The sequence below is a fragment of the Methylobacterium carpenticola genome (genome assembly GCF_042748905.1).
Taxonomy (GTDB): Bacteria; Pseudomonadota; Alphaproteobacteria; order Rhizobiales; family Beijerinckiaceae; genus Methylobacterium; species Methylobacterium carpenticola.
The window spans coordinates 5,197,399-5,215,321 of record NZ_JBHZEO010000001.1; the positions used below are offsets into that span (position 1 = coordinate 5,197,399).

The window sequence follows — 17,923 nt, forward strand, 5'->3', positions numbered from 1 at the left end:
GCCGGCCGATCCGATCGCCCCGCCGCCCGCCCGGGAGGCGGGGTGCCGCGCGTCAGGCGCCCGCGAGGAGCGCGTCGCGGGCGGCCCGGTCGGGCAGGGCGTCGAACACGCCGAGCCGGGCGACCACGCAGGCCCCGCAGGCGGCGGCCTCGCGCAGGGCCTCGCCCAGGGGCCGCCCCGCCGCGAGGGCGACCGCGAGCCCTGCCGTGAAGGCGTCGCCCGCCCCGATCGTGTCGACCGCCGTCACCGGGATGGCGGGCTGCGCGAGGAGCGGGCCGTCCGCCTCGCGGGCCAGCGCCCCCCCGGCCCCCAGCGTCACCACGACGATGCGGGGCCCCCGCGCCAGCAGCGCCGCGATCAGCGCCTCCCAGGATTCGCCGGGGAGCCCGAGATCGTCGCGCAGGGCCGCCGCCTCGGTGGCGTTGAGGACCAGCACCGTCGTGTCGGCGAGGAGCGCCGCCGGGACCGGCCGGAAGGGCGAGGGGTTCAGCAGGGTCGCGACCCCGGCCGCCCGGGCGCGGCGGAACGCCTCGGCGACCGGCGCCGTGCCGATCTCGAACTGCGCCAGGACGAAGCCGGCCCGGACCAGCCGCCCGGCCGCCCGTGCCACCGCCGCGGGGCCGAGTTCGGCATTGGCGCCGGGAAACACCGCGATGCAATTCTCGCCCTCCGCATCGACGAAGCCGATGCCGGCCCCCGTGGGGGCGTCGGTCCGGTGCAGCATCGCGGCCGGCAGGCCGGCCCGCCGCAGGGCCGCCTCCGCCATGTCCCCGAACAGATCGCGGCCGACCGCCAGGAGACCGTCGACCCGGGCGCCGAGACGGCGGGCGCCGACCGCGAGATTCAGTCCCTTGCCGCCGGGATCGAGGCGGAATGATCCCGCCTCCAGCGTCTCGCCGGGTCGCGGCAGCCGCGCAACCGTGGCAGAACAGGCCGCGACGAAGCTTCCCAGGACGAACAGGTCCGGATCCTCCCCCATGTCGGTCACGCCCTCATCGGTCACGGCGATGTCCTCCCTCCGGCCTGCAACCGGCACGACAGCATGTCCGGCGCCGGTTGTCATGGCGGGCCTCCCGACCGACGCTGCGCCCCATGCCTGACGGCAAGACCGAGAGCATCCACTGGGGCCGCGGCCCGGCGGCCCCGTCGCTGCCGAGCCTCGTCCAGCTGCGCCAGGACACGGCGAAGCCGCTCTACCAACAGTTGGAGGAGCAGCTGCGCGCGCTGATCGAGGACGGCACGCTGGCGGCCGGCATCACCCTGCCCGCCGAGCGCGCCTTCGCCGAGGCGATGGGGGTGAGCCGCACCACGGTGCAGCGCTGCTACGACACGCTGCGCCGCCAGCGCTACCTGAGCGCGCACGGGCGGCTCGGCTACATCGTCGAGGCCGGCCGCGCCCGGCTCAGCCCCGGCATGGACCGGCTCAAGGGCTTCACGGAGGAGATGCGCGAGATCGGCCGCGTGCCCTCCTCGGAGATCCTGGAGCGGATCGTGGTGCGCGATCCCGCCCTGGCGGAGCTGTTCGGCCGCCCGAGGCAGGCGGAGTTCCTGCGGCTGGTGCGCATCCGCAAGGGCGACGGCATCCCGCTGTCGCGGGAGGTCGCGTGGTACGACCTGACGGCGGCGCCGCTCCTGGCGGAGGCGGATCTGAGCGGGTCGGTCTACGCCCTGCTCGGCGAGGCGGGGGCCGGTCTGGTGCGCTGCCAGCAGACGATCGAGGCGGCGATGCCCGACGCGGAGGCCTGCGCGGTGTTCGGCTTCCCCGAGCCGCGCCCCTGCCTGCTGATCAAGCGGCGCTCCTACGCCCGCGACGACCGGATGATCGAGTACGTCGAGGGCCTGTTCCGCGGCGACGCCTACGCGTACCGCCTCGACCTGCGGGTTTAGGGCGCTGGAAGAACCGGCGGCAAACGATTGGCCGCGTGGCGCATTTTCGTTTCCACGATCTTAAGAAACAGGGTTAACGAAGCCCTCCAAGCCGGTTCGGGCGGCCGATGCCGCAAGCCGGCGGGCCCGCCTCATACGGTTTCCGGATGATCGCTTCGCGATGCGGAAACCGGCCTCGCTCAGGCGCCGCGCGGGCTCGTGATCCGGTTTCCGAAAGTGATCGTCCGGAAACCGGATCACACCCGGTCCGGCAGGGTGATCCGGAACCGGGCGCCCACCCGCGTCTCGTCGAGGCTGAGCGTGCCGCCGTTGAGGCGCGTCAGCTCCGCGGCGATCGGCAGGCCGAGCCCGGTGCCCCCGGGGCGGGCCGCCCCCTGGAAGGGCGAGAACAGATTCGCCCGCGCCCGCTCGGGCAGGCCCGGGCCGTTGTCGGCGACGAGGACCGTCACGACGGATCCCTCGCGCGCCGCCGTGATGGTGACGAGGGGCGGGGCGCCCCCGGCGGTGCCGGCGAGCGCCAGCGCCTGCACGGCGTTGCGCACGAGGTTGATGACCACCCGCGAGAGCTGGTCGGGGTCGGCATCGACCATCAGGTCGTCGGGCGTGCGCGCCTCCAGCCGCACCGCCGCCGGCAGGTTCCCGGCGAGATCGAGGGCGTCGGCCAGGATCGGCTTCAGCGGCGTCAGCCGGCGCTCCGGCACGCGCTCGGCGACCCGGCCATAGGCCAGCGTCGCCTCGCAGTAGCGGATCGCCCGGCCGAGCGTCGCCATCAGGCGCGGCGCCACCCGCTGCACCGCCGGATCGGCGGTCGCCTCCAGGCGGTCGCCGAGCAGCTGCGCCGTGGTGAGCAGGTTGCGCAGCTCGTGATTGATCTTGCTCACCGACAGGCCGAGATCGGCCAGGCGCCGCTTCTGGCGCAGCTCCCCGGCGAGCACGGTCTCCATGCGGGCGAGCGCGGTCTCGGCGAGCCCGATCTCGTCGGTGCGCCAGGAGGGCGCGATGAGCCGCGAGGCGTCCTCCGGATCATCCGCGAAGGCCGCGATGTTGCGCGTCAGGCGCAGGACCGGGCGCACGATCGAGACCTGGAGGGCGAGGAACACCAGCCCCCCGGTGATGCCCGAGATCACCAGCGAGGTGAGCAGGATCCGCCACGAGAAGGCGATCAGCGCCTCGCGCAACGGAGCCGTGTCGATGACGATCTCGACGAACTCGACCCCGTCCATGCCGTGGCCCACCACGCGCATCGGTGCGGTCTCAGCCTGGCGGAGGGTGTGCCACGCCCCGGCGATCAGGTCCGCCCAGTCGGTGTCGCGCAGGTCCACCGTCTCGCTCACCTCGGAGGGCATCTCCGTCACGGTGATGAGGCGGCGGGTGCCGCCGGCCCTGAGCGCGATCGCCCGCGCCCCCACCCCGGTCAGCAGCCGCCGGGCGAGGTCGTCCGAGACCTTCTGCTGGGGGGCGGCATCGAGGGCGAGGGCCGCCACCTGCGCCGCCGCGACCCGGTCCGACAGCCAGGTGCGGCGGAAATTGGCGACGCTCGGCACGTAGATCAGGATCTCGGCCAGGAGCACGAACAGGATCGTGAGCAGCAGCAGCCGGCCCGACAGGCCGAACCGGCTGGCGGCGCCGGCCGGGGCGTTCCGCTCCCGCAGGGCATCGGCGAGGCGCACGATGGTCCGATCCTCCCGGCAGCCGCCGGCATCGGCGACGTGAGGCAGATTAGGCGAGAACGCCCATGGCGAACCGCGTTGTCAATCGTCGCAGGGGACCGCCTTGGGACTGCGGCGCAGCCGCCGCACCACGACCGGGAGCAGCGCCAGGGCGCCGAGGGCGACGAGCGTCGCGACGAGTTCCGGGGTGATCACCGAGCGCAGGGAGAGGGCGCGCTCGCAATCGGTGCCGGCGGCGGCGAGGCAGGCCGCCCGCGCATCCTGATGGGCCGCCACCACCGCCTCGATCCGCGCGCCCGTCGCGGCGTAGATGAAGCCCCCGGGCGAGATCCCGATCAGGGTCGCGAGCGCGAAGGTGCGCAGGGGGACCCCGAAGATGGCCGGGCCGAGATTGGTCATCCAGAACGGGAACAGCGGCAGCAGCCGCAGGAACAGCACGTAGGAGAAGGCGTCGCGCCGGAAGCCCGCGGCGAGCCGGTTGAGCCGCTTGCCGGTGTTGCGCAGGAGCCATTCGCCCGCCGCCGTGCGGCCGATCGAGAAGACGATGACCGCCCCCGTCGTGGACGAGGAGATGGCGAGCAGCGCCCCCGGCACCGTGCCGAACAGGAAGCCGCACAGCATGGTCATGAAGACCGAGACCGGCACCGAGACCACCACGATGCCGATATAGAGACCGGAGGCGAGGGCCATCGCCCGCAGGCGGTCCTCCTCCACCACTCCGAGCGCCCAGGCGCGCGAGGCGAGCAGCCGGTCGAGGCTGAACCACTGCGCGGCGCCGCCCGCGACGAGGCCGATCGAGACCAGCACCAGGGCGACGAGGGGCAGCACGCGCAGCCAGCGCCGCCAGGGCGGCCGGGCCACCGCCTCCGGCCCGGGCTCGTCGGCGGGCGGTCCCGGCTCCTGCGCGCCCATGCGGCTCATCCCGCGGCTCACGCCGCCTTGCGCAGGCGCATGATCTTGAAGAAGCCGCCCGGGAAGGTCGGCCGCAGGCCCATCACGGCGACCCCGCGCCGGGCCGCCCAGGCCTCGATGCGCGCGGCCTTGAAGTCCGAACTCCAGCCGATCTTCGAGCAGAGCGGCGCCACGATCTCCTCGACCCGGGCCATCGCGCCGTCGGCCTGCCCGAAATGGTTGGCGAGCACGATCTCGCCGCCCGGGCGCAGCACGCGCAGGAACTCGTCGAGGGCCCCTTCGGGATCGGGCACCAGGGTGATCAGGAACTGCGCCACCACCGCGTCGAAGGTCGCATCCGCGTAGCCGAGCCGGCAGACATCCATCACCTGCAGGCCCTTGACGTGGGCGAGGCCGCGGCGGCGGACCTTCTGGGCCGCCCGCTTCAGCATGTCCTGCGAGAGGTCGACGCCGTAGAGTTCGCAGGAGGCCGGGTAGTAGCCGAGGGACAGGCCGGTGCCGACCCCGGCCTCCAGGATGCGCGGCCCGTTGGCCATGGCGACCGTCACCGCATCGCGCGCGGCGGGCTCGGTCAGCTTGTCGTACACGACGTCGTAGACCGGCGCCCAGCGCGCATAGGCCTTGCGCATCAAGGCGGTGGTGGGCCCCCCCGCCCGCGGCTCGCTCAACATGGTCCCGTGTCTCTCCTAAGCATCATTCACTGAAGCGCCGGTTCGGCGGCGGCGATGATGCGGCAGCAAAAATCCAAGCGGAGCCGCGCGCGGCGGTTCGGCCGAAGGCTGATCACGCCGCCTCGCGCTGCGCCGCCTCGACCCGCAGGATGGTGCCGCCGCCGAGCACCCGCGCGCGCGGCCCGTCATCCGCGTAGATCACGCAGGCCTGGCCCGGCGAGACCCCGTCCTCGGGGGTGGCCAGCACCACCTCGGCGCTCGCCGCGGCGCGGTTCCAGCGCAGGGTGGCGGGCCGCGGCTCCCGGGTGGAGCGCACCCGCACGGCGACCGGCAGGCCGTCGAGTCCGGTGAGGGGGCCGTCGCCGAGCCAGTTGGTCTCCGCGAGGCGGATCACCGAGGTGGCGAGCGCCTCGCGCGGGCCCACCACCACGCGGGCGTTCTCGGGATCGAGGCGCACGACGTAGAGGGGTTCGCCGGTGGCGAGCTTCAGGCCCCGCCGCTGGCCGACCGTGAAGCCGATGATGCCGTCGTGGTGCCCGAGGGTGCGGCCGTCGAGATGGACGATGTCGCCCGGGCGCACCGCATCGGGCCGCAGCCGGGCGATCACGTCCTGGTAGCGGCCCTGGGGCACGAAGCAGATGTCCTGGCTGTCGGGCTTGTCGGCGATGGCGAGGCCGAGGTCGCGGGCGAGACGCCGGGTCTCGTCCTTGGGCAGCTCGCCGAGGGGGAAGCGCAGCACGTCGAGCTGCTCGGGCGTCGTCGCGTAGAGGAAGTAGCTCTGGTCGCGGGCCGGATCGAGGGCGCGGTAGAGCGCCCGCCCGCCGCCGGGGAGCGGCCGGCTCGCCACGTAGTGGCCCGTCGCCAGGGCGTCCGCCCCGAGGTCGAGGGCGGTGGCGAGGAGGTCGCGGAACTTGATCGAGCGGTTGCACTCGACGCAGGGGACCGGCGTCTCGCCGTGGATGTAGCTGTCGGCGAAGCGGTCGATCACCGCCTCGCGGAAGCGGTCCTCGTAGTCGAGCACGTAGTGCGGGATGCCGAGGGTCTCGGCGGCCCGGCGCGCGTCGTGGATGTCCTGGCCCGCGCAGCAGGCGCCGCGGCGGTGCGTGGCCGCGCCGTGGTCGTAGAGCTGGAGCGTGATGCCGACGACGTCGTAGCCCTCGCGCTTGAGCAGCCCGGCGACGACCGAGGAATCGACGCCGCCCGACATCGCCACCACGACGCGGGTGTCCTGCGGGGCCTTGGGCAGATCGAGCGAGTTCATCGTCTTGAGGGCGGGCGGCTTCGGTGCGGCGCGGCCGCGGGCCCGCTTCTGGCAACGGCGCTGCGCGCCCTGTCTATAGTGATGGAATGGCCGTTCTGCCAGGGTGCCGTGACCGACCCGCACCCGGCAGGTTCTGCCGGGTGCGCGGCAAGATCCTCTCAGGGGCCGCGGCGGGCCCGCGGGCTTCCTTCAATTGCCTAGATTTTTCAGATGTTTGCGTTTGCGCCGGGCTGGCCTCGGCCTTGCGTGACCGGCCGTGATCCGGGAGTGGTTCGGCATGGCTGTGACGGGAACGGGCGAGGGGGTTCATGCGGTCGTGCGGGAGAGCCCGCGCGGCCTCGCGCGGCGCGCCTCCGGTCCGGAAGCGCCCTTCCGCGTCGTGCAGCAGCAGGCCCGCGCCGAGGAGACGGCCCGGTCATCGGCGGACCGGACGCGCTCGGCCGGCGCGCAGGCCCGGCGGGAGACCGCCGCGCAGAACGCGGCGTCGCGCCGCGCCGAGGCCGCGCATGCGCGGTCCCAGGCGGCCGAGACGGCGGACCGGGCCGCCGCGCGCCAAGCGGATCATCTCCAAAAGGATCGTCTCCGAGCGGATCGCAGCACGGCCGCCAATTCGGACAAGGCCACGGATGCCGCTGCCGGCACCGTCTCCGCGGAGGCCGGCAAGGACGTCAAGGATACGAAGGAGCGCGACGCCTCCGAGACGGACGAGCGCGCGCAGGACGGGAGCGGCGGCCAGCCGGAGGTCACCGCCCAACCCATGCAGCCCCCCGCATCGCCGCCGCCTTCCCCCGGCGCCTCCGGAGGGGCCGAGTCGGACGACGCGGCGGCCCGGGCGGGCGGAGCCAAGGGGGATGATGGGGTCCCGACCGCCGCCGGTGACGGCAAGGCCGCAGGGATGGAGGCCGCCGCAGCCGCGCCGGGCTTCGCGGCCGCTCTGGCGGATGCCTCCGCGGCCGGCACGCCCGCCATGGGCCCGCCGCCCGGAGGCGTGACCGCGGGCACATCCTCCGCGGGGGCGTCCGCCGCGACGGGGAGCGCCGCGCCGGCCGCCGAGGCCCCGCCGCCGCCGCCGATGCCGCTCGCCGCCGTGCCGATGACCATCGGCCTGCGCTCGCTCGCCGGGAGCAGCCACTTCGAGATCCGCCTCGACCCGGCCGATCTCGGCCGGATCCAGGTGAGTCTCGACCTCGACCGCGAGCACGGCGTGAAGGCGCATCTCGCGGTGGAGCGGCCCGAGACGCTGGCCCTGCTCCAGCGCGACGCGGGCAGCCTGCAGCAGGCCCTGGCGCAGGCGGGCTTCTCGGGCACGGATGCGGCGCTCAGCTTCTCGCTCCAGGACGGATCGGGCGGCCAGGGCCGGGCCGGCCGCGACGGATCCGCCCCCCCGGGGCCGGGCGCGGGGATCGGGGCCGACGCCCCCGATCCCGAACCGGTTCCGCTCACCCCCGTGCTGCGCTCCGGCCGGCTCGGGCTCGACATCCGCATCTGAGTGGAATCGCGTCAGGCGATGCTGCTCAGCGTCTTGTTTCCGCATCATCGTCGCCGCCGCACCGGTGACCGGCGCAGGATGCTCAGCCCGACGGGATCCCCATGGCCTCCAGCGTCAGCAACGCGCTCTCGGGAACGAGCGGCACCGGTTCGTCGACGGCGAGCGACGCCGCCACCATCGCGGGCAACTTCAACCAGTTCCTGACGCTGCTCACCACGCAGCTCCGGAACCAGAACCCCCTCGATCCCCTCGACACCAACCAGTTCACGCAGCAGCTCGTGCAGTTCGCCTCGGTCGAGCAGCAGCTCAAGACCAACGACCGCCTCGACACCCTGCTCGCCGCCAGCAAGGCCTCGGCCGCCGCCAATGCGGCGGGGCTCGTCGGCAAGACCGTGACGGCGAACGGCACCACCGCCACCCTCTCCAAGGGATCGGACGGCACCGGCACGGCGGCCTGGACGCTCAACGCCGCACGGGCGGCCACCAAGGCGACGCTGACGATCACGGACGCCAAGGGCAACGTCGTCGCCACCCAGACCAAGGCCCTGACGAGCGGCAGCCAGAGCTTCACCTGGGACGGGCGCACCTCCACCGGCCTCACGGCGCCGGACGGCACCTACACCCTCAAGGTCCAGGCGGTGGATGCCACGGGCCAGAGCGTCTCGGTCGACACGACGGTGACGGGCGAGATCGAGAGCGTGGACGTGACCGGCTCGGAGCCGATGCTGAGCGTCGGCGGCCGCGAGGTGCCCCTGAGCAGCCTCCAGGCCATCGGCGGCGCCGCGGCGGGGGCGTGATCCACAGGGTTACGCACACGAATCAGATCCTAAGAATCGGATTCAAGCAATCTTAAACGCGGCTGGCTAGCCTGAATCGTGACAGGTCAGTCGAGTGTAAGAGCGTATCATGACCGAACCGCACCGCCCGAGGGTGAAGTATGTCATCGGGCCCGATGGAAGCCCGCTGACGATCGCGGACCTTCCCCCGACCAACACCCGCCGGTGGGTGATCCGGCGCAAGGCCGAGGTGGTGGCGGCCGTCCGCGGCGGGCTCCTGAGCCTCGAGGAGGCCTGCCAGCGCTACACCCTGACCACCGAGGAATTCCTGAGCTGGCAGTACTCGATCGAGCAGCACGGCCTCGCGGGCCTGCGCACGACGCGCATCCAGCACTACCGGCAGTGAGGGCCCGGCGGCGCGGCGGGGAGCCGTCGCGTCGCGGATGCCGTCAGCCATAGGCGGCGATCGCCCGCGCCTGGCCCGGCTCCGGCACCGTGATGCCGGCCTGCATGTACTCGTTGAGCTTGTTGCGCAGGGTGCGGATCGAGATGCCGAGGATCCGCGCCGCATGGGTGCGGTTGCCGAGGCAATGGTCCAGGGTGTCGAGGATCAGGTCGCGCTCGACCTCCGCCACGGTGCGCCCCACGAGGCCGCGCGTGACGGCCTCCGCGGTCTGCACCGCCCGCACGGCGGCTCCGGCACCCCCGTCGAGGGCCTCGCCCTCCGGGCTGCGGATCGCCTCCGCGCCGATCTCCGCGCCGCTGGCGAGCAGCACGGCCCGGTGCAGGGTGTTCTCCAGCTCCCGCACGTTGCCGCGCCAGGGATTGGCGACGACGAGGCGGCGCGCCTCCGCCGAGAGCGGGCGGGCCGGGATGCCGTTCACCTCCGCGTATTTGCGGGCGAAATGCGCGGCGAGTTCGAGGATGTCGGCCGGGCGCTCCCGCAGGGCGGGCAGGCGCAGATGCACCACGTTGAGGCGGTAGAGCAGATCCTCCCGGAAGGTGCCCTTGCGCACCTCCTCGGCGAGGTTGCGGTTCGAGGTGGCGATCACCCGCAGGTCCACCCGCACCGGCTTGTCGCCGCCGACCCGGTCGATCACCCGCTCCTGCAGGGCCCGCAGCAGCTTGGCCTGGAGGCGGACGTCCATCTCGGAGATCTCGTCGAGGAGGAGCGTGCCGCCGGAGGCCTCCTCGAACTTGCCGATGCGCCGGGCCACCGCCCCGGTGAAGGCGCCCTTCTCGTGGCCGAACAGCTCGGATTCGAGGAGCGCGTCGGGGATCGCCGCGCAGTTGACGCTCACGAAGGGCTTGGCGGACCGGCCCGACCGGGCGTGGACGTGGCGGGCCAGCACCTCCTTGCCGGTGCCGCTCTCGCCGCTGATCAGCACCGAGGCGTCCGAGCGCGCCACCTGCTCGGCGAGCTTCACCACCCGCTCCATGGCGGGGTCGCGCCAGACGAAGGCCCGGGCATCCGCCGCCACCGCCTCCAGCACCGCGGCGATCAACTCCGGATCGGGAGGCAGCGGGATGTATTCCTTGGCCCCCGCCTGGATCGCCGCCACCGCCGCCCGGGCATCCGAGCCGGTGCCGCAGGCGATCACCGGCGTGCGGATGCGCTCCTCGGCGAGCGCCCCGACGAGGGTGCGGATCGCCAGCGAGACGTCCACCATCACGAGGTCGGCGCCCTTGGCACGCAGCACCGTCAGGCCCTGCTCGACCCCGTCGGCCTGGGTGACCGCCGCCCCCCGGCTCATGGCGATCTTGGAGGCGGTGACGAGTTCGCCGTTCAGGCGTCCGATGATCAGAAGGCGCATGGCGGGCACTCCGTTTCGGGGGACGCCTCGCGGCGCCGGTGGAGCCGGTCGGGGATCACGCGTCGCCCTTGACGATCTCGGTCATGGTGACGCCGAGGCGCTCCTCGACCAGCACCACCTCGCCGCGGGCGACGAGGCGGTTGTTGACGTAGATGTCGATGGCCTCGCCGACCTTGCGGTCGAGCTCCAGCACCGTGCCGGGCCCGAGGCGCAGGAGGTCGCCGATCGGCATCCGGGAGGCCCCGAGCACCGCCGAGACCATCACCGGCACGTCGAAGACCTGCTCCAGATCGAGCGCGCTCTTCGAGATGGGCGGGCCGTCCCGCAGGGAATCGGCGCCGTTCTGGTCGTAGGCGAGATCGGCTTCGCTGAGCTGGGGCAGGCCGAGATCGTCTTCGGGGCTCATCGGGGACCTTTCGGGATCAGGCGGGGTTCGGGGCGGCGGCCAGGGTGGCCTCGATGGCGGCCTCGATGGCGGCGCGCTCGCGCACGATGCCGCCATCGGCCCATTCCAGGCGGACGTCGCCCGGGGGCAGGTCGGGATCGCCGAGCACGATCAGGCGGCCGTCATAGCCGCGCTCGCGGGCGAGGCGCGCGAGCGCCGTCTCCGTCTCCTCCACCAGGGCGTCGTTCACCCGCACGGCGAGGTGGGGCACGCCGCGCAGATGGTGCAGGGCGGCGCGGGCGGTCTCCAGGATCGCCGCCACCGGATGCGCGTCGAGGGCGTCCCCGGCGATCCTGCGGCCGAGGGCGACGGCGAAGTCGAGGGCCTGGGCCTCGCGGGCGGCGTCGCGGGCATCCGCCGCCGCGAGCAGGCCCACCGCCGTGGTGGCGAGGCGGTTGAGGGCGTCGGCGAGGCGGGCCTGGACCTGGGCCTCGGCCTGGGCGCGGCCCTCCTGCAGGCCGCTCTGGCGGGCGGCCTCGACCTGCGCCCGCAGCACCGCCTCGGCCTGGGCCGCGGCCTGCGCCTGCGCGGCGGCGCGGGCGGCCTCCTCCCGCTGCCGGGCCGCGGCCTCGGCCTCGGCGGCCTCCTCCCGCGCCCGCGCGGCGCTGCCGCCGGGGACCCGGAAGTCGTTGTCGAAGAGGAAGCGCCGGGGCTGGGCCATGGGATATCAGGATGGGATCTCGGGGCGGTTGGAACGGGGGCGCCGGTCAGTAGACCAGCTCCTCCTCGGCGCTGTTCTTGGCGATCATGATCTCGCCCTTCTCGGCGAGGTCCTTGGCCATCTCGGTGATCTTGGCCTGGGCCTCGTCCACCTCCTTGAGGCGGATCGGGCCGAGCGAGGCCATCTCGTCCTGCAGGTTCTTGGCCGCCCGCGTCGACATGTTGGCGAAGAAGAACGTGCGCACCGGCTCGGATGCGCCCTTGAGCGCGCGGCCGAGCGTGTCGCGGTCGACGTTGCGCATCAGCGTCTGGACGCTGCCGGCATCGAGCTTCAGGAGATCCTCGAAGGTGAACATGAGCTGCCGGATCTTCTTGGCAGCGCCGCGGTTGTTCTGGTCGAGGGCGGTGAGGAAGCGCGCCTCCGTCTGGCGGTCGAAGGCGTTGAACACGTCCGCCATGAGTTCGTGGGCGTCGCGCCGCGTCGTCTGCGCGATGGTGGAGACGAACTCGCTGCGCAAGGTCTCCTCGATGTGGCGCAGGGCCTCCTTCTGCACCGTCTCCATGCGCAGCATCCGGTTGAGGACGTCGATCGCGAAATCCTCCGGCAGGATGGTGAGCACCCGGGCGGCATAGTCCGAGCGCACCCGCGACAGGATCACCGCCACGGTCTGCGGGTATTCGTTGCGCAGGAACGAGGCCAGGATCTCGGGGTCGATCTGGGTCAGGCTGCTCCAGACCCGGCGGGCCGAGGCGCCCTTGACCTCCGCCATGATCAGCGAGACCTGCTCGGGCGGGAAGATCTTGAGCAGCAGCGCCTCGGTGCGCTCGTAGCTGGAGCTGACGCCGCCGCTCGCCGAGAGCTTCGACACGAACTCGACGATGAGCTGCTCGACCGTCTCGACCTCCAGCGAGCCGAGCTGGACCATGGCGTGCGAGACCTTCTTGACCTCGTCCTCCTCCAGCATCCGCCAGATCGGCGCGCCGACCTCCTCGCCGAGCAGCAGCAGCAGCGCGGCCGCGCGCTGCGGACCCGGCAGATCGGCGAGGCGCGAACTCGCCATCATGGCGTCGGCGAGGGCGGGTTGCGGGGAGACGGCCATCGGTTCTGGTCTCTCGGGGCTCTAGCGGTCGTTGATCCAGCCGCGCAGGACCTCGGCGGTCTCGGCCGGGTTCTGGCGCACGATGTCGGCCACGCGCTCGATCGTCTCGGCCTGGATCTTCCCGTTGACCTTGGCGAATTCGACGAGCCGGTGGGCCGGGCTCTCGGGGAGGAGGGCGTCCTCGGGCGCGGCGCCCGGCAGGGTCGGGACGGCGGAACCGGGGCCGAGGCCGGCGCCGGCCGCCGCCAGTTCCGCGGGCGCGACCTCCACGGTGATCACCTGCCGCAGCAGCGGGCGCACCACCGCCAGCACCACCACCAGGGTGAGGAGCGCCAGCACGCCGAGTTCGGCGAAGCGCAGCACCTCCTCCTTGGTCGGCCGGAGCAGGGAGGCGAGCAACCCCTCCTCGGCGATCTCGGCCGGGACCGGGCTGTCGGCGAAGCGCAGGTTGACCACCTCCACCTGATCGCCCCGGGCCTTGTCGTAGCCGATGGCGGTGCGCACCAGCGCGGTCATGCGGTCGAGCTCCTCCTGCGGGCGCGGGGCGTAGACGGGCTTGCCGTCCGGCCCCGGCGCGTAGGTGCCGTCGATCACCACCGCCACCGAGAGGCGCTTGATGCGGCCGCCCTCGTTGACCTCCGTGCGGGTCACCCGGGAGATCTCGTAGTTCGTGGTCTCCTCGTTCTTGTTCGTGTTCTCGCGGGTGCCGGTCTGCTGCTGGTTCTCCCGGGCGCCGGGCAGTTCGTTGCCGACGCTGACCCCGGTCTCGCCGGGCCCCTGCGAGGCCTGCATCTCCGAGCGCGTCTGGGTCGAGCGCACCACCCGGCTCTCGGGATCGAAGGTCTCCGAGCGGCTCTCGACCCGGTTGGCGTCGAGTTCGGCGGCGACCTGCACGCGGGCCCGCCCCGAGCCGACGATGCCGGCCATGATTCCTTCGACCTGCGCCCGCAGGCGCTGCTCCAGGCCGGCCTGCCGCTCGTCGAGGCCGCGGCGGGCCTCGCCCTCCTCGGAGGCCGCCCCGTCCGCGAGCAGCCGCCCGCGCTCGTCCACGATCGAGATGCGCTCGGGCTTCAGCCCCTCCACCGCGGAGGCCACGAGGTGGCGCACCGCCCGCACCTGCCCCGGATCGAGTTCGCCCGCGAGCTTGAGCACGATCGCGGCGCTCGGCACCTCGCGGTCGCGGTTGAACAGCCGCTTCTCCGGGATGACGAGGTGCACGCGCGCCGCCTGCACCCGGCCGATCGCCCGGATCGAGCGGGCGAGCTCGCCTTCCAGGGCGCGCAGGTGGTTCACCCCCTGCACGAAGCTCGTGGACGAGAAGGCGTCGCCCTTGTCGAAGATCTCGTAGCCGACGCCGCCGGCGCTCGGCAGGCCCTTGCCGGCGAGGTCCATGCGCAGCCGCGCGAGATCGGCCCGGGGCGCCATCACGGTCTGCCCCGTATCGCCGCGGGTCTCGGTGCGGATGCCCCGCGCCTCCAGGTCGCGGATCACCGCGCTCGCATCCTGCATCGAGAGGTCGGCGTAGAGCACGCCCATCTCGGGCCGCGCGGCGCGCAGGATCACGAAGGCGAAGAAGCCCACGAGGGTGAGCGTCACGGCCCCCATCGCGGCAAGCCGCGCCGGTCCGAACTTCGCCACCAGATCGAGAACCGGCTTCACGACGCGCTCAACCCACCCCCGGGCCGACCGGGCCCTTAGGCAAAAATTGCCGGGACGTGGTTAGTGACCGGTTAACGGACCGCACGCGGCTGCGGCGATCCTCACCACCCGGTTAACCCCATCGGGACAAGCCGCGCCGGCCGCCGCCGCGCCCGTCACCCATCGTCAAGCTTAAGGCCCCGTCACGGCCAAGATCGCAATGTGAAGCGTGGCGGATGGCAGCTGCCGACCACCTTGACGGATCTTACGGGGTAATGATTTCGAGAGAAGAATTTCACTGGATGATCAGAACAAGTCATGCTACTTGCCCTGATCATCGGCGGACAGCCGAGCTTCCCTCTCTCTCCTTGCGATTCTGACGATGCGACTCCGGTTTGATCTTGGCCGGGCGGTCCGGTGCGCGGACGGCCTCGGGCGGTGGTTCGTTGCGGCTTGCGTCCTCTCGCTGGCGCTGGCCGGCCCCGTCCGGGCGGCGGAGGCCGTGTGCGCCGCGCCGCGCTTTCTCGATCAGGTTCAGCTCGCATCCCTGAGCGGGCACGTGACGCGGCACGAGGCGGTGCGCGTGCTCGCCATCGGCTCCTCCTCGACGGAGGGGATCGGCGCCTCCTCGCCGGCCGCCGCCTATCCGCAGCAGCTGGAGGAGGATCTCTCGACCGCATGGCGCGGCACGCCGGTGCGCGTCGCCAATGCGGGCATCGGCGGCGAGACCGCGTCCCAGACCCTGGCGCGCCTGGAGCGGGCGCTGACCGGGCCGGAGAAACCCGACCTCGTCCTCTGGCAGGTGGGCACGAACGACGCGATCACCGGCGGCGACGAGGCGGCCTTCCGGGCCATGGTCGAGCGCGGCATCGCCCTGGTGCGCGCCGCCGGCATCGACCTCGTGCTGATCGACCAGCAGTATTTTCCGGGCATTCCCGACCACGCGCGCTACGAGCGCTTCGTCGGCATCGTGGCCGCCGTGGCGATGCAGGCCCGCGTGCCCGTCTTCTCCCGCTACGCGCTGATGAAGGACTGGAACAGCCAGGACCCGGCGCTCCTCCTCAGCATGCTCTCGGGCGACCGCTTCCACATGAGCGACCGCGGCTACGACTGCCTCGCCGAGGCGCTGAGCCGCGGCATCGTCCGGGCATCCCTGCCCGCCGCCCAGACCGTGGCCCGCGCCAAGCGCCCGGCCGTCAGCGACGCGCTGCCGACCCGGAAGGGCTGAGGGGCGCCCGCAGCGCCCTCCCTCCTGCGGCGAGGGCGCTCCCGCTACTCCGCCGCCTCGAGCGCCTCGATCGCCGGCACCGGCAGGCCGATGTCGCGCAGGAGCTGGGCGTCCGCGTCGGCCTCGTTGTTGGCGGTGGTGAGCAGGCGCTCGCCGTAGAAGATCGAGTTGGCCCCCGCGAGGAAGCACAGCACCTGGGCCTCGCGGGTGAGGCTCTTGCGGCCGGCGCTGAGGCGCACCCGGGCCTTGGGCATCACGATGCGGGCGGTGGCGCACATCCGCACGAGGTCGAGGGGATCGACCGGCGGACGCTCGGCGAGCGGCGTGCCGGCCACCGCCACCAGGGCGTTGATCGGCACGCTTTCCGGATGGGGGGCGTGATTGGCGAGCACCTGGAGCATGGCGGCCCGGTCGGTCACGCCCTCGCCCATGCCGATGATGCCGCCGCAGCAGACGCCGATCCCGGCGTCGCGGACCGCCTGAAGGGTGTTCAGCCGGTCCGCGTAGGTGCGGGTCGAGATGATGTCGCCGTAGAAGTCCGGCCCGGTATCGAGGTTGTGGTTGTAGGCGGTGAGCCCGGCCTCGGCGAGGCGCCCGGCCTGCGCGGGGGTCAGCATGCCGAGGGTCACGCAGGCCTCCATGCCGAGGCCGCGCACGCCCCGCACCATGGCGAGCACCGCGTCGAATTCCGGCCCGTCCTTCGGCTGGCGCCACGCGGCGCCCATGCAGAAGCGGGTGGCGCCGGCGGCCTTGGCGGCGGCGGCCTCGCGCAGCACCGTCTCCACCGGCATCAGGCGCTGGCGCCCGACGCCCGCCTCCTTGTGGTGGGCCGATTGCGGGCAATAGGCGCAATCCTCCGGGCAGCCGCCGGTCTTGATCGAGAGCAGGCTCGCCCGCTGGATGTCGGCCGGGTCGTGATGGGCGCGGTGGACGAGGGAGGCCCGGTGCACGAGGTCGAGGAGCGGCAGGTCGTGGATCGCCTGGATCTCCGCGACGGTCCAATCGTGCCGGATGGCGTCGGGGCGCTCGGTCGTGGTGCTCATCGGGTCCCTCTTGTCTTTCGTCCCGCATAGAGGATGTGCGGGCGAAGGGGAATCCGGTCCTCCGTCCGGATCGACGGTTGTCAGCGGCGGCGCATCTCGCCCATCGTCGCGCCATGTCGCTCCCGGTCCCCCTCTCCGCCGTCCGCTCCTTCGAGGCCGCCGCGCGCCGGCGCTCCTTCAAGGCGGCGGCCGCCGAGCTCAACCTGACAGCGAGCGCGGTGAGCCACGCGATCCGCAAGATGGAGGAGGCCCTCGGCGTCGCCCTGTTCGAGCGGGTCGGGCAGGGGGTGACGCTGACGCCCGCCGGCGAGGTGCTGCTGGAGCATGTGGGCCGCGCCTTCGAGGAGCTGCACCGGGGGCTCGACTTCGTGGCGGCGCGCGGGCCGCAGCTGCTGCGCCTGCACTGCGCCCCGAGCTTCGCCGCGCAGTGGCTGACCCCGCGGCTCGCCCGCTTCCTCGCCGACCATCCGGGCTTCGAGGTGCGGCTCGCCGCCGGCATGGACTACGCGCGCTTCACCACCGACGAGTTCGACGCCGACATCGTCTACGGCCCCCCGCGGGGCGAGGGACTGGTGGTGGTCCCCCTCTGCACCGAGACGGTGATGCCGCTCTGCGACCCGGTGCGGGCCCAGCGCATCCGCAGCCCGGCCGACCTCCTCGATCAGGTCCTGATCCAGAGCGACAACAAGCTGGTGCGCTGGCCGCTCTGGTTCGCGCGCAACGGCCTGCCGGCGCCGCGCCCCCCCGGGGTGCGCTTCGACCGCAGCTTCCTCGCCATCGCGGCGGCGGCGGACGGGCTCGGCGTCGCCCTCGAATCGCCGCTGCTGGCGGAGCGCGAGATCGCGAGCGGGCGCCTCGTCGCGCCCCTGCTGGGCCGCGCGCAGGACGTGACCTATGTGGGCCACCACCTCGTCTTCCCGGCCGCGACCAAGCGGCGGGCGCCGTTGCGCACCTTCGCGCGCTGGCTCGCGGGGGAACTCGGGATCGACCCGGCGCTGGCGGAGCTGGGGTGAGCGGGACGTCGCCGCCCTCACTCAATAGCTGTAGTCGCGCCGGGGATAGGCCCGCGACGGCCCGTAACCGGCATCCCGCGTCCGCACCCGGGACCCGTACTCGATGTCGCGGCGGGCCCGCCGGTTGGCGAGCGCCCGGCCGGCGAGGCAGCCCGCCACGGCGCCGACCACCCCGCGCTCCGCGAGATAATGGCCGGCGATCCCGCCGATGATCGCTCCCTTGATGCAGCCCTTCGCCTCCGCTGCTCCGACGCTCGCGAGCGTCAGGACGGCGACGACCGACGCCTTGGCCACGATCCGCATGCAGTTCCTCCGG

General features: G+C 73.1%; 18 protein-coding genes. 6 read left to right on the top strand and 12 right to left on the bottom strand.

The window, feature by feature from the left end:
* Positions 1 to 52: 52 nt before the first annotated feature.
* On the bottom strand, positions 53 to 1,003 hold the full coding sequence (locus ACE101_RS24155; protein WP_379135100.1) for a ribokinase: 951 nt from the start codon (positions 1,001 to 1,003) through the stop codon (positions 53 to 55).
* An 89-nt stretch (positions 1,004 to 1,092) separates the two neighbouring features.
* On the opposite strand from ACE101_RS24155, the gene ACE101_RS24160 reads away from it, so the two are divergent.
* On the top strand, positions 1,093 to 1,887 hold the full coding sequence (locus ACE101_RS24160; RefSeq protein WP_379135103.1) for a GntR family transcriptional regulator: 795 nt from the start codon (positions 1,093 to 1,095) through the stop codon (positions 1,885 to 1,887).
* 236 nt (positions 1,888 to 2,123) lie between these two features.
* Here the strand turns inward: ACE101_RS24160 and ACE101_RS24165 are convergent, their stop codons facing one another.
* The 4 genes from ACE101_RS24165 to mnmA all read right to left on the bottom strand — a co-directional run bounded on the left by ACE101_RS24165 (position 2,124) and on the right by mnmA (position 6,401).
* On the bottom strand, positions 2,124 to 3,557 hold the full coding sequence (locus tag ACE101_RS24165) for a sensor histidine kinase (protein WP_379135107.1): 1,434 nt from the start codon (positions 3,555 to 3,557) through the stop codon (positions 2,124 to 2,126).
* A gap of 81 nt (positions 3,558 to 3,638) precedes the next feature.
* Positions 3,639 to 4,469, bottom strand: coding sequence for a TVP38/TMEM64 family protein (locus tag ACE101_RS24170; protein WP_379135109.1), 831 nt, complete (start codon positions 4,467 to 4,469; stop codon positions 3,639 to 3,641).
* A gap of 17 nt (positions 4,470 to 4,486) precedes the next feature.
* Complete coding sequence (locus ACE101_RS24175) at positions 4,487 to 5,140, bottom strand: class I SAM-dependent methyltransferase (protein ID WP_379135112.1); 654 nt, start codon at positions 5,138 to 5,140, stop codon at positions 4,487 to 4,489.
* Positions 5,141 to 5,252: 112 nt separating this feature from the next.
* Positions 5,253 to 6,401: a tRNA 2-thiouridine(34) synthase MnmA gene (gene mnmA / locus ACE101_RS24180; protein WP_379135114.1), complete on the bottom strand. Its 1,149-nt coding sequence runs from the start codon at positions 6,399 to 6,401 to the stop codon at positions 5,253 to 5,255.
* A 277-nt stretch (positions 6,402 to 6,678) separates the two neighbouring features.
* On the opposite strand from mnmA, the gene ACE101_RS24185 reads away from it, so the two are divergent.
* The 3 genes from ACE101_RS24185 (at position 6,679) to sciP (ending at position 9,072) form a co-directional block, all read left to right on the top strand.
* Complete coding sequence (locus tag ACE101_RS24185) at positions 6,679 to 7,890, top strand: flagellar hook-length control protein FliK (RefSeq protein ID WP_379135117.1); 1,212 nt, start codon at positions 6,679 to 6,681, stop codon at positions 7,888 to 7,890.
* Positions 7,891 to 7,991: 101 nt separating this feature from the next.
* Complete coding sequence (locus tag ACE101_RS24190; RefSeq protein ID WP_379135119.1) at positions 7,992 to 8,687, top strand: flagellar hook assembly protein FlgD; 696 nt, start codon at positions 7,992 to 7,994, stop codon at positions 8,685 to 8,687.
* A 109-nt stretch (positions 8,688 to 8,796) separates the two neighbouring features.
* The gene (gene sciP / locus ACE101_RS24195) at positions 8,797 to 9,072 is read left to right on the top strand and encodes a CtrA inhibitor SciP (RefSeq protein ID WP_012334833.1); all 276 of its coding nucleotides are present in this window, start codon (positions 8,797 to 8,799) and stop codon (positions 9,070 to 9,072) included.
* 43 nt (positions 9,073 to 9,115) lie between these two features.
* Here the strand turns inward: sciP and flbD are convergent, their stop codons facing one another.
* From flbD to fliF, 5 genes are read right to left on the bottom strand one after another with little or no spacing between them, the layout of a single operon-like run.
* Positions 9,116 to 10,480 carry a sigma-54-dependent transcriptional regulator FlbD gene (flbD, locus tag ACE101_RS24200; RefSeq protein WP_379135122.1) on the bottom strand — a complete coding sequence of 455 codons (1,365 nt, stop codon included), beginning with the start codon at positions 10,478 to 10,480 and terminating at the stop codon, positions 9,116 to 9,118.
* A gap of 55 nt (positions 10,481 to 10,535) precedes the next feature.
* Positions 10,536 to 10,886, bottom strand: coding sequence for a flagellar motor switch protein FliN (gene fliN / locus ACE101_RS24205; protein WP_379135125.1), 351 nt, complete (start codon positions 10,884 to 10,886; stop codon positions 10,536 to 10,538).
* A 16-nt stretch (positions 10,887 to 10,902) separates the two neighbouring features.
* Positions 10,903 to 11,586, bottom strand: coding sequence for a FliH/SctL family protein (locus tag ACE101_RS24210; RefSeq protein ID WP_379135128.1), 684 nt, complete (start codon positions 11,584 to 11,586; stop codon positions 10,903 to 10,905).
* 46 nt (positions 11,587 to 11,632) lie between these two features.
* A complete protein-coding gene (fliG, locus tag ACE101_RS24215; RefSeq protein WP_379135131.1) occupies positions 11,633 to 12,685 on the bottom strand; it encodes a flagellar motor switch protein FliG in 1,053 nt (350 codons plus the stop codon).
* Positions 12,686 to 12,706: 21 nt separating this feature from the next.
* Positions 12,707 to 14,344 carry a flagellar basal-body MS-ring/collar protein FliF gene (fliF, locus tag ACE101_RS24220; RefSeq protein ID WP_379135133.1) on the bottom strand — a complete coding sequence of 546 codons (1,638 nt, stop codon included), beginning with the start codon at positions 14,342 to 14,344 and terminating at the stop codon, positions 12,707 to 12,709.
* Positions 14,345 to 14,705: 361 nt separating this feature from the next.
* Between fliF and ACE101_RS24225 the strand changes: the two genes are divergently transcribed.
* Entirely contained in the window at positions 14,706 to 15,551 is an 846-nt protein-coding gene (locus tag ACE101_RS24225) for an SGNH/GDSL hydrolase family protein (RefSeq protein ID WP_379135135.1), read from the top strand.
* Between the two features lie 44 nt (positions 15,552 to 15,595).
* On the opposite strand, the gene bioB is transcribed toward ACE101_RS24225, so the two are convergent.
* Positions 15,596 to 16,594, bottom strand: coding sequence for a biotin synthase BioB (gene bioB, locus ACE101_RS24230; RefSeq protein ID WP_379135138.1), 999 nt, complete (start codon positions 16,592 to 16,594; stop codon positions 15,596 to 15,598).
* 113 nt (positions 16,595 to 16,707) lie between these two features.
* On the opposite strand from bioB, the gene ACE101_RS24235 reads away from it, so the two are divergent.
* Positions 16,708 to 17,607, top strand: a complete 900-nt coding sequence (locus tag ACE101_RS24235) for a LysR substrate-binding domain-containing protein (RefSeq protein WP_379135141.1) — start codon at positions 16,708 to 16,710, stop codon at positions 17,605 to 17,607.
* Between the two features lie 21 nt (positions 17,608 to 17,628).
* On the opposite strand, the gene ACE101_RS24240 is transcribed toward ACE101_RS24235, so the two are convergent.
* On the bottom strand, positions 17,629 to 17,910 hold the full coding sequence (locus tag ACE101_RS24240) for a hypothetical protein (RefSeq protein ID WP_379135144.1): 282 nt from the start codon (positions 17,908 to 17,910) through the stop codon (positions 17,629 to 17,631).
* Positions 17,911 to 17,923 lie beyond the last annotated feature (13 nt).

Coding starts and splice junctions, on each gene's coding strand:
- ACE101_RS24160 (WP_379135103.1), top strand. CDS start 1,093: ATGCCTGACGGCAAGACCGAGAGCATCCACTGGGGCCGCGGCCCGGCG.
- ACE101_RS24170 (WP_379135109.1), bottom strand. CDS start 4,469: ATGGGCGCGCAGGAGCCGGGACCGCCCGCCGACGAGCCCGGGCCGGAG.
- ACE101_RS24175 (WP_379135112.1), bottom strand. CDS start 5,140: ATGTTGAGCGAGCCGCGGGCGGGGGGGCCCACCACCGCCTTGATGCGC.
- mnmA (WP_379135114.1), bottom strand. CDS start 6,401: ATGAACTCGCTCGATCTGCCCAAGGCCCCGCAGGACACCCGCGTCGTG.
- ACE101_RS24185 (WP_379135117.1), top strand. CDS start 6,679: ATGGCTGTGACGGGAACGGGCGAGGGGGTTCATGCGGTCGTGCGGGAG.
- ACE101_RS24190 (WP_379135119.1), top strand. CDS start 7,992: ATGGCCTCCAGCGTCAGCAACGCGCTCTCGGGAACGAGCGGCACCGGT.
- sciP (WP_012334833.1), top strand. CDS start 8,797: ATGACCGAACCGCACCGCCCGAGGGTGAAGTATGTCATCGGGCCCGAT.
- flbD (WP_379135122.1), bottom strand. CDS start 10,480: ATGCGCCTTCTGATCATCGGACGCCTGAACGGCGAACTCGTCACCGCC.
- fliN (WP_379135125.1), bottom strand. CDS start 10,886: ATGAGCCCCGAAGACGATCTCGGCCTGCCCCAGCTCAGCGAAGCCGAT.
- ACE101_RS24210 (WP_379135128.1), bottom strand. CDS start 11,586: ATGGCCCAGCCCCGGCGCTTCCTCTTCGACAACGACTTCCGGGTCCCC.
- fliG (WP_379135131.1), bottom strand. CDS start 12,685: ATGGCCGTCTCCCCGCAACCCGCCCTCGCCGACGCCATGATGGCGAGT.
- ACE101_RS24225 (WP_379135135.1), top strand. CDS start 14,706: ATGCGACTCCGGTTTGATCTTGGCCGGGCGGTCCGGTGCGCGGACGGC.
- bioB (WP_379135138.1), bottom strand. CDS start 16,594: ATGAGCACCACGACCGAGCGCCCCGACGCCATCCGGCACGATTGGACC.
- ACE101_RS24235 (WP_379135141.1), top strand. CDS start 16,708: ATGTCGCTCCCGGTCCCCCTCTCCGCCGTCCGCTCCTTCGAGGCCGCC.
- ACE101_RS24240 (WP_379135144.1), bottom strand. CDS start 17,910: ATGCGGATCGTGGCCAAGGCGTCGGTCGTCGCCGTCCTGACGCTCGCG.